Source organism: Bacteroides sp. DH3716P (genome assembly GCF_025914115.1).
GTDB lineage: Bacteria > Bacteroidota > Bacteroidia > Bacteroidales > Bacteroidaceae > Bacteroides > Bacteroides ovatus.
Genome location: NZ_CP083673.1, coordinates 6,101,916 through 6,111,812, shown reverse-complemented (window position 1 = coordinate 6,111,812; position 9,897 = coordinate 6,101,916). Strand labels below are relative to the sequence as shown.

The window sequence follows — 9,897 nt, the reverse complement described above, 5'->3', positions numbered from 1 at the left end:
TCTTTAGGTAATAACAAAGCCCCAGCTTGTGAAAGTCGGGGCTTTGTGCGTAAAAAACAGAAGGTGTGCATTTTGACACACCTTCTTTTTCAATCTTATCTTCTTCTATCAAGAATCTTTTGTACTATGAATAAACTACATACACTTATCTATTCTGTTCTAATCTTCACCTGTCTATCTTGTCAGCAACAGACTCCTCAAACTCAAATAGAACAGACAGCCATAGATTTTTGTGAAGCCTTTTATAATTTCAATTATCCGGTCGCCAAAGAATGGAGCACGCCTTCTTCTCAATCTTATCTTAGTTTCTTAGCATCTAATGTCGGGCAACCCCATCTGGAGCAACTTAAGACACGAGGCGCTGCAAAAGTTTCTGTTATTTCAAGTGAGATAGATGCTAATTTAGAAGAAGCGTCGGTTGTCTGCCAAATCAAAAATGCATTCGTCATTCATCCCATCGGAGGAAAAATGGAATACGTAAGTTCCCTGCAAGATACGCTCGAATTAGTAAGAGTAAATAATAAATGGCTGATTAGAAAGGATATCCCACAGCAAAATGGAAAGCAAAGTCACGACTGAATTTAGGATGAATGATGGGGAAATGCTCTTTCCTCGTTTCATAGGCAGGATTGACAGCTTTCATACCTCCGTCAAAACGCAAAATAAAGAAATCCAAATCCAGGCGGAGACCTAATCCGTAGGCCACTGCTATTTGCTTATAAAACCTATCAAACTTGAAAACCCCTCCCGGTTGATTGGCATAACTCCGGATGGTCCAGATATTACCAGCATCAATAAATACCGCCCCCTGAAACTTCCAGAATAACTTGCTTCGGTATTCAATGCTGGCATCCAGCTTAATATCTCCCGATTGATCGAGCAAATTTCCATTTCCGGCAAAAGAACCCGGTCCCAAATCGCGAACCGCCCATCCGCGAACACTATTGGCTCCACCGGAGAAGTATTGTTTCTCAAACGGAATCGTTTTTGCATTTCCATAAGGTACAGCTATTCCTACACCGGCATGAAACGCAAAGGAGTTACGATGGTCGATTCTGATATTCTTGGCAAAATCAAACTCTCCTTTCAGATATTGAGCATAAGGAATTCCCAAAATAGCGTACTCACCATTACTATTCTTCCGAATATTGGTAGCCTTAGACAGGGCATACATTATATTTCCCGCCGACTCGAAATTAAAACGGATGGAGTATGAATTAGAAGCAATCGTATTGTTGATAATAGATCCTCCCACGCTATTATAATTATAGCTATATCCCATATTTACAATCAATCGATTCTGATAATTATACTGGAAAATATGGTTCTGTCCTTTATTAATATAATCTTCTTTAAACCTGTCAGAGATACGAGGCAAATATAGAAAAGCAATATTAATCAAATCAATACGGTGTTGTATCTTCTGACGTTGCGTCCACTTGTAGCTCCAGTTGGCAGAAGCCATCGTACGCAGGAATTCCGGGCGCAACTGATAATTATATTGCAAACCAAACTCTGTTGTCGCCCTGATTTTCCGTTTAAAATCAGAGGAAATGAAAGGGAACAGGAAATTAGGGAAGTTGATACTCGTTTCCACCCCGTACTCTGTATAGTTATTATTCGAATAACCTGCCTGAAGTCCGGAAATGACTTCATACGCTCCACGGAATTTTATCATAAAAGTTTCCGATCCGCGAAAAAGATTCCTGTTCTGGAAAGAGACGGAAGCTGCCGCTCCCAAGTCACCGGCAGAATTAGTTCCCTCTACCTCGAAAGCTACTGATTTATGCTTGCTCTTAGTCAGCATCACATAACAATCGAGCATCGTTGAATCTCCTATTTGAGTCTCAATAAAACGGATATTCGTATATTTCAATGCCGATAAACGTCCAAAACTGGAATAGGTCTGCTGCACATCGCGCTCATTATACAGGTCGCCGGAAGCAAACCGAAGGTTATCCGTAAGAACTTTAGGACGCAAATAGAGTTTATCCTTATAGTAAATCGGATATCCCTTATAATGAACCGAATCATTGATGTCCACACTACTCATTGCCGAGGACTGCAAAACATCATAATCCGTAATAAAATTAATCTTATTGATCCAATATTGCCGATGTGCTCTTGCCGAATCATTCGCATGAGCTTTATACATCTGCAAATGTTGAGTCAGATCTACATTATAAGTATTACGAACGGTATCGGCAGTATATCCGATATAATCCTTATTAAACTTATAGTAACCATTCCGAAGTAACTTATTCGTGATACGTTGCCTGTCCGCATCCAATACATTCACATCAAAATACATTCCTTCCTTCAGCAAACTTCTGGCAGAATCCTGTTTGAGAAGCGCAGCTATTTTAGGATCATAAATATCATATTTGATAGATTGAACAACGTATGGCTTGCCTGCCGTTACGTCATAATATACTTTGATCTTTTTCTTTTTTACTTTGGTCGAACGTTTCACTGTTGCCGCCATATATCCCATATTATGCACAGCCTTAGTGATCTCTTCTTCAGAGCGTTGCGCTTCGTCCTCGCTATATATTACGGGAGCATCCCCTATTCTTCTCAAGAACTTATTCCCCCATTTGGTCGAATCACGCCCCGACAGATTGTATACATAAAGTTGGGTCTTTATCAGACTGAACCACTTGGCATTAGGATTTTGGCGAACATACATGCGCAAGGAAGAAGGCCGTATATTTTTTTGGTCCGTACGAATTTTGACTTCATCCAGCAAATAAGATCCATCCGGCACAAACTTAGTGGTAGTACACGAAGCAAGTGACAAGACAGCAGCAGAAGCAAGCAAACAAAGAAAATTTCTCCTCATACGGTTTTACATCGATAGCATGAAAAATGCGCCTACAAAGATAAATTATATTTTCCGACGGGGAAAATAATTTAAGAAAAAGACGAAGAAAGTAAGGGTAGATTGGAAATATCTTTATAGCTTTGCAAAAGAATATCAAATCTATGGCATCATTAAGTAAAAACAAAATAAAGTATATCCACTCGCTGGAACTGAAGAAAATACGTAAAGAAGAGCGGGTATTCCTGGCTGAAGGTCCTAAATTGGTAGGTGATTTACTCGGACATTTCCCTTGTCGTTTTTTAGCAGCCACTCCCTCCTGGTTTCAGGAGCATCCGGGTATTGACGCAAGTGAACTGGTAGAAGTTTCACAGGAAGATCTTTCACGAGCCAGTTTATTGAAAACTCCCCAACAGGTACTTGCTATTTTCGAACAACCACAATATACTTTGGATCCGGAGGCAGTTCGTTCATCACTTTGCCTTGCATTGGACGATGTGCAGGATCCCGGAAATCTGGGTACCATTATCCGTTTGGCCGACTGGTTTGGCATCGAACATATTATCTGCTCGCAGAATACGGTAGATGTATATAACCCTAAGACCATACAAGCCACTATGGGTGGAATTGCCCGGGTGAAAGTACATTATACTTCCCTCCCCGATTTTATCCGGTCGCTCGGAGATACTCCTGTGTTCGGTACGTTCCTGGATGGAAAAAACATGTATGAACAACCATTGTCGGCCAATGGCTTGATCGTAATGGGAAATGAAGGGAATGGCATAGGGAAAGAGGTAGCCACATTAATCAACCGAAAATTATATATCCCCAATTACCCGGCAGGCCAAGAGACATCCGAGTCTCTGAATGTAGCCATTGCTACCGCAGTAATCTGTGCCGAGTTCCGTCGACAGGCTGCATGGAAGTAAAATCAAAAGGATAAAACAAATAAGGAAATAAAGCTTCCCCCTTCTTTTCTGCTTCCTGCAGATACTCATTAAAACATTGGGAAGATTGATTCGAAACACTGGGAAGATTGATTTGAAACACTGGGATGTTTTTTAAAATCATCCCAGTGTTTTTTATTTCTTCCATCTGACTTTCAGAAAGCAGCACTATCACTCCCGGCATCCATTCAACCGATTCAATCTCTTCGGTCAATGAGAATACACCTCGGACAACTCCTTCGTCAGTGATCTCCACTACCTGCTGCTTCATATATCCGACGGCAGGTATCAGCAAATAATGAGAAGCAAAGCGTTTCATTACAATCAGTTGTTTGAACGTCTTTGTTGTTGCCTGCGTTGATTCATCTGGCGTTCTTTTCTTTGCTCTATCCGTTCCTTTTGGATATGCTGTTCCACCTGAATCTGCTCCGGCTTCTTCTCACGATGAGTTCCCGTACGACGACGGTTCATCTCTTCCGGTGTCAGACGCTGAATGTCATCTTTATTCTTGTCTATGACCTTATGTAAAGAGTCGGCATTTTCTTTAGTAGCTATCTTCTTCAAAGAATCCGCTTTCAATGCTTCTATCTTATTCAAAGAATCGCGTACGGCAAATGCGAGCGTATCCGTACAATGATAACGAGTCATCATGAAGCGGTCGGCCAATACTGCTCCGCCTTTTTCCTGGCTATCCATCGGATAATAAATGAAACCTTTTATTTCTTTCATCGAACCTAATGTGTCTGCAAACAAACGAATTTGTTGCACACCCGGTTCAGTCACCATTTTCCAATGATTGATCGTATCTTTTTCATAAATCACCTGCATAGCCATAGTGACACCTCTTAAAGAGTCGGCAAGCATCGGCTCCAGGAAACGATACCGCACTTCCCATACCAATGTATCCCGGTCTTTGTAGTTAGAGTCGGTCGGCAAAGTAAATACATATTGATTATCCATCATTTCACCGGTCAAACGTACCATACGCTGCCACGGCCAGACATCGATGCTATCACCCTGCTTAGTCATTTTCGGTTTCTTATCACGCTTGGCTATCAGGTCGCCAACAAGTTCCTGTTCGTCTTTCAAGCGTTTTTTCACCTTATCATAAATTTTCGATAAAATCTCTGTGTTACGGGTATACCAAACCATGGATGAATCAAATGCAGCTTGTGTAGTCCCGTATTTCTTGAAAACGGCGTCGATATACAATGCTTTCTTATAATTCTCACTATAAGGCAAATTATCTCCCATAGACTTTGCCACATGATAATCATACAGCAAATTCTCCATCTTCGATTCCGAGATTACATCACTGGGTCTTTTCACTTTACACCCGGCTACCGCAAAAACGAACATGCAGATGAGACACAGATGAAACCGAAATTTATTTTTCATGATCCGTAGCTTCCTTTTTATCTTTATCCAGTGAATGATAAGACTCATTCAAATATTTACTATAAAAGAGTAATAAGGCAATGATACCGCAACTGATAGCAGCATCTGCAAAATTAAAGATCGGACTAAAGAATATAAAATGCTCTCCACCTACAAACGGCATCCATGTAGGCCAGTTTGTATCTATAATCGGAAAGTAAAACATATCCACCACTTTTCCGTAAAACCAGGTAGAATATCCACCACCTTCGGGCATGAAACTGGCAATCTGCGAATGAGTGCTTTCATTGAAAATAACTCCATAGAACACGCTATCTATGATGTTCCCCAAAGCACCGGTCAGAATAAGAGCCACACAGACGATATAACCTGTTTTGAACCCTTTCTTTATGATTTTATAGAGATACCACCCTATCAATGCTACCGCAACAATGCGGAATGTTGTCAGGAATAACTTGCCGAAGATTTCCATACCGAAAGCCATCCCGTTATTTTCGGTGAAATAGATATAAAACCAATCGGTCACACGTATACTTTCGTGCCAGTACATGTGAGTTTTAATCCAGACCTTGATGATCTGGTCAATAATCAATACGGAAAAGATAACGAGAAGGGCAATTCTCCCCTTCGTGAATAGTTTCTTCATGTGTTTATTATAAGTTAAACATAACGAGCTACAAGTGCCGTGCGTAAACTTTGCGCAGCTACTTGTAGCTCGTTACCTGTAGCCTACTTGCTATCTGTTATTTTTTACCACTGTTCTTTGCTTCAATGCTTAATGTAGCATGAGGAACAGCACGCAGACGTTCTGCCGGAATCAACTTTCCGGTTTCACGGCAAATGCCATACGTTTTATTCTCAATACGTACCAAAGCAGCTTGTAATCCTTGGATAAACTTCAACTGACGTTGTGCCAGTCGGGTCGTTTCTTCCTTGGAGAGCGTATTAGCTCCTTCTTCCAATACTTTATACGTAGGAGATGTATCGTCGGTATCATTACCGTCCAGTCCCATCAAACTTTTCTTCAACTGTTCATAGTCACGTTGTGCTAATTCCAGTTTCTCCATAATAATGGCACGGAATTCCTCGAGTTCCGCATCCGAATATCTAGTCTTTTCTGCCATAACTTTACAATTTTAAAAGGTTAATCAATATAGTATTAGTCTTTTATCACGTTCACAAACAATGAGAAGTCGTCAAACTCCAGTATTGTTCCGTCTTTCACTTCATCTACAAGTTCAAGAGATGTGCCTAAAACCTGGTTACAAATATAAGTATTATATTCATTTACCGCATCATCTGTTTGCGTATTTTTCGAGATTGTTATTTTTATTTTGTCTGTAATCTCGAAGCCGCTTGACTTACGTATATTCTGAATACGGTTCACCAGTTCACGGGCAATACCCTCGCGACGCAGTTCTTCGGTAATGGTCACTTCAAGCGCTACTGTCAGTTTGCCTTCATTGGCAACCAACCATCCCGGAATATCTTCACTAAAGATCTCGACATCTGATGCTTCAATAACAGCTTCCGCACCATCCAGATTTAATGTATACTTTCCGTTTTTCTCCAATTCACCGATGGCCTCCTGTGACATTTCTGCAACAGCAGCAGCTACTGCTTTCATTTGCTTGCCAAATTTCGGGCCTAGCTTTTTAAAGTCACATTTCACTTTTTTCACCAATACACCGGCTGCACCATCAACGAATCTGACTTCTTTTACGTTCACTTCATTCATAATCAGGTTCTTCACAGCTTCGATATGAGCTTTCTGCTCTTCATCTACCACCGGAACCATGATACATTGCAGCGGTTGGCGTACCTTGATATTCACCTTGCGGCGCAATGCCAACACCATAGATGTAACATCCTGTGCCATTTGCATGCGGGCTTCCAGTTCCTTGTCTATCATTTCTTCCTGATATTTCGGGAATTCGGCAAGATGGACAGAAACTACATTGTCGCGTCCTGTTGCTGTAATCAAGTCAGTATACAACCGGTCTGCATAGAACGGAGATACAGGAGCCATCAGTTTGGCAACTGTTTCGAGACAAGTGTACAATGTCTGATAAGCAGACAATTTATCCTGTGTAAATTCACCACCCCAGAAACGTTTACGATTCAGGCGAACATACCAGTTGGACAAATTATCATTCACAAAATCAGAAATCAAACGTCCTGCCTTTGTCGGTTCATATTCATTATAGCATGTATCTACCTCCTTTATTAATGTATTCAATACAGACAAGATCCAGCGGTCGATCTCCGGACGTTCTGCCATCGGTACATCCGCTTCTTTATACTCAAATCCGTCTACATTCGCATAAAGCGCAAAGAATGAATACGTATTATATAAGGTACCGAAGAATTTACGGCGAACCTCTTCCACTCCTTCAACGTCAAATTTCAGGTTATCCCATGGAGAAGAATTGGTAATCATGTACCAACGCAACGGGTCGGAACCATACTTTTCAATCGTAGTAAACGGATCGACAGCGTTATTCAAACGCTTGGACATCTTGTTACCGTTCTTATCGAGTACCAAACCGTTAGAGATAACAGCTTTGTAGGACACGCTGTCAAATACCATGGTAGCGATAGCATGCAAGGTAAAGAACCAACCACGAGTCTGGTCTACTCCTTCCGCGATAAAGTCAGCCGGATATACCTGACGGTTATCCAACAGTTCTTTATTTTCGAACGGATAATGGATCTGCGCGTATGGCATAGCACCCGAATCGAACCATACATCAATCAGGTCTGATTCACGCTTCATCGGTTTGCCGTCTTTCGATACCAATATGACGTCGTCTACATAAGGACGGTGAAGATCAATCTTATCATAATTTTCTTCCGAATATTGACCCGGCACGAAACCTTTATCCTTGTATGGATTGGATTTCATAAATCCGGCAGCTACCGATTTCTCGATTTCATTATAAAGTTCTTCTACAGATTCGATACATATCTCATCCGTATTATCTTCTGTACGCCAGATAGGCAATGGAGTACCCCAATAACGAGAACGGCTAAGGTTCCAGTCATTCAGATTTTCCAGCCACTTGCCGAAACGGCCGGTTCCGGTAGATTCCGGTTTCCAGTTGATGGTTTTATTCAATTCCATCATTCGCTCCTTGCAAGCGGTAGAACGGATAAACCAGCTATCCAACGGATAATAAAGTACCGGTTTGTCTGTACGCCAGCAGTGCGGATAGTTGTGGACATGCTTTTCTATCTTGAAAGCCTTGTTGTCTGCTTTCATCATCATGGCAATGACAATATCCAAAGATTCGGCAGCTTGCGCAGCTTTCTCATCGTATTTGCCATCCACCATAAATTGAGGATCATAAGCATTTTTCACCCATGCACCCTGATATTCTTTGTATTTATCTACATCAACACATTCTTTTACGAAATTCTCATCCAGCTCATTCAACAGATAGAATTTACCAGTTAAATCCACCATCGGACGAGTTTCGCCTTTCTTATTAATCATGAACAGTGACGGGATTCCTGCAGCACGTGCCACATTCGCATCATCCGCACCAAATGTAGGTGCAATGTGAACGATACCTGTACCATCTTCTGTAGTAACATAATCACCCGGTATTACACGGAAAGCCTTATCACTAGGCTTCCAGTTGCCATTTTCGGATACCTCAACCGGTTTTACCCAAGGAATCAACTGCTCATATTCCATACCGACAAGATCAGTACCTTTGTATTCGGCAATCACTTTAAATGGTACAAGTTTATCTCCGGCTTTGTAGTCCTCCAATTTCAGATCAGCAGCTTTTGCATTGAAGTGTACATTCAATAAAGCTTTTGCCAGAACAACCGTGATAGGTTCTCCGGTATAAGCGTTGTAAGACTGTACAGCCACATAGTCAATTTTGGGTCCCACACAAAGAGCCGTATTTGAAGGCAATGTCCATGGAGTAGTTGTCCAAGCGATAAAATAAGGAGTTCCCCATTCCGTCATTTCCGGTTTAGGATTCTTCATTTTAAATTGGGCAACGGCCGTTGTATCTTTTACATCCCGATAACAGCCTGGTTGATTCAACTCATGTGAGCTCAATCCTGTTCCTGCAGCCGGTGAATATGGTTGGATCGTATATCCTTTATACAACAATCCTTTTTTATGCAGTTGCTTCAATAGCCACCATAATGTCTCAATATAGCGATTATCATACGTGATATAAGGGTGCTTCATATCCACCCAATATCCCATCCGATGAGTCAGGTCTTCCCACTCCTTGGTATATTTCATCACGTCTTTCCGACAAGCCGCATTGTAGTCGGCAACAGAGATTTTCTTACCAATATCTTCTTTTGTGATACCTAATGCCTTTTCTACACTTAGTTCCACAGGCAGTCCGTGCGTATCCCATCCGGCTTTACGCTTCACCTGATAACCCTTCATCGTTTTGTAGCGACAGAAAATGTCCTTAATGGTACGAGCCATTACATGGTGAATACCCGGCATACCATTAGCCGAGGGAGGTCCTTCGAAAAACACGAACGAAGGACAGCCATCACGTTCTGTCATACTCTTGGCGAAAACCTGGTTCTCGTCCCATTTCTTCAGCACATCTTTGTTCACCTGCGAAAGGTCAAACTGCGAATATTCAGTAAATCTCTTACCCATAGCTGTCTACGATTTTACTATTTACAATTTACAATTTGAGGGGTATCCCCATTTTTAAGGGTGCAAATTTACAAAAACATTTG

General features: G+C 41.4%; 8 protein-coding genes. 2 read left to right on the top strand and 6 right to left on the bottom strand.

The features are described 5' to 3' along the window. Positions 1-126 precede the first annotated feature (126 nt). Positions 127-579 (top strand): hypothetical protein, encoded by a 453-nt coding sequence (locus KQP79_RS23460; protein ID WP_004295890.1) that lies wholly within the window; start codon positions 127-129, stop codon positions 577-579. Here KQP79_RS23460 and KQP79_RS23455 read toward each other — a convergent pair. Next, positions 533-2,842 (bottom strand): BamA/TamA family outer membrane protein, encoded by a 2,310-nt coding sequence (locus tag KQP79_RS23455; RefSeq protein ID WP_234120942.1) that lies wholly within the window; start codon positions 2,840-2,842, stop codon positions 533-535. The genes KQP79_RS23460 and KQP79_RS23455 overlap by 47 nt on opposite strands. Positions 2,843-2,985: 143 nt before the next feature. Here KQP79_RS23455 and KQP79_RS23450 point away from each other — a divergent pair, with 143 nt between their 5' ends. After that, the gene (locus KQP79_RS23450; protein WP_008647918.1) at positions 2,986-3,750 is read left to right on the top strand and encodes a TrmH family RNA methyltransferase; all 765 of its coding nucleotides are present in this window, start codon (positions 2,986-2,988) and stop codon (positions 3,748-3,750) included. Here the strand turns inward: KQP79_RS23450 and KQP79_RS23445 are convergent. From KQP79_RS23445 to ileS, 5 genes are all read right to left on the bottom strand, one after another. After that, positions 3,701-4,087: a hypothetical protein gene (locus KQP79_RS23445; protein WP_004316424.1), complete on the bottom strand. Its 387-nt coding sequence runs from the start codon at positions 4,085-4,087 to the stop codon at positions 3,701-3,703. The two genes, KQP79_RS23450 and KQP79_RS23445, sit on opposite strands and share 50 nt — an antisense overlap. A gap of 5 nt (positions 4,088-4,092) precedes the next feature. Then, positions 4,093-5,166: a DUF4296 domain-containing protein gene (locus KQP79_RS23440; RefSeq protein WP_087318089.1), complete on the bottom strand. Its 1,074-nt coding sequence runs from the start codon at positions 5,164-5,166 to the stop codon at positions 4,093-4,095. Further along, on the bottom strand, positions 5,156-5,812 hold the full coding sequence (locus tag KQP79_RS23435) for a lipoprotein signal peptidase (RefSeq protein ID WP_004295884.1): 657 nt from the start codon (positions 5,810-5,812) through the stop codon (positions 5,156-5,158). Before KQP79_RS23435 ends, KQP79_RS23440 begins: the two co-directional genes overlap by 11 nt. 97 nt (positions 5,813-5,909) lie before the next feature. Then, the gene (locus KQP79_RS23430; protein ID WP_004295883.1) at positions 5,910-6,290 is read right to left on the bottom strand and encodes a TraR/DksA family transcriptional regulator; all 381 of its coding nucleotides are present in this window, start codon (positions 6,288-6,290) and stop codon (positions 5,910-5,912) included. Between the two features lie 35 nt (positions 6,291-6,325). Continuing rightward, positions 6,326-9,814 carry an isoleucine--tRNA ligase gene (ileS, locus tag KQP79_RS23425; protein ID WP_234120943.1) on the bottom strand — a complete coding sequence of 1,163 codons (3,489 nt, stop codon included), beginning with the start codon at positions 9,812-9,814 and terminating at the stop codon, positions 6,326-6,328. Positions 9,815-9,897 lie beyond the last annotated feature (83 nt).

What these genes read in the sequence shown, in the direction of transcription:
- KQP79_RS23460 (WP_004295890.1), top strand. Translation starts at nt 127, where the DNA reads ATGAATAAACTACATACACTTATCTATTCTGTTCTAATCTTCACCTGT.
- KQP79_RS23430 (WP_004295883.1), bottom strand. Translation starts at nt 6,290, where the DNA reads ATGGCAGAAAAGACTAGATATTCGGATGCGGAACTCGAGGAATTCCGT.
- KQP79_RS23445 (WP_004316424.1), bottom strand. Translation starts at nt 4,087, where the DNA reads ATGAAACGCTTTGCTTCTCATTATTTGCTGATACCTGCCGTCGGATAT.
- KQP79_RS23455 (WP_234120942.1), bottom strand. Translation starts at nt 2,842, where the DNA reads ATGAGGAGAAATTTTCTTTGTTTGCTTGCTTCTGCTGCTGTCTTGTCA.
- KQP79_RS23450 (WP_008647918.1), top strand. Translation starts at nt 2,986, where the DNA reads ATGGCATCATTAAGTAAAAACAAAATAAAGTATATCCACTCGCTGGAA.
- ileS (WP_234120943.1), bottom strand. Translation starts at nt 9,814, where the DNA reads ATGGGTAAGAGATTTACTGAATATTCGCAGTTTGACCTTTCGCAGGTG.
- KQP79_RS23440 (WP_087318089.1), bottom strand. Translation starts at nt 5,166, where the DNA reads ATGAAAAATAAATTTCGGTTTCATCTGTGTCTCATCTGCATGTTCGTT.
- KQP79_RS23435 (WP_004295884.1), bottom strand. Translation starts at nt 5,812, where the DNA reads ATGAAGAAACTATTCACGAAGGGGAGAATTGCCCTTCTCGTTATCTTT.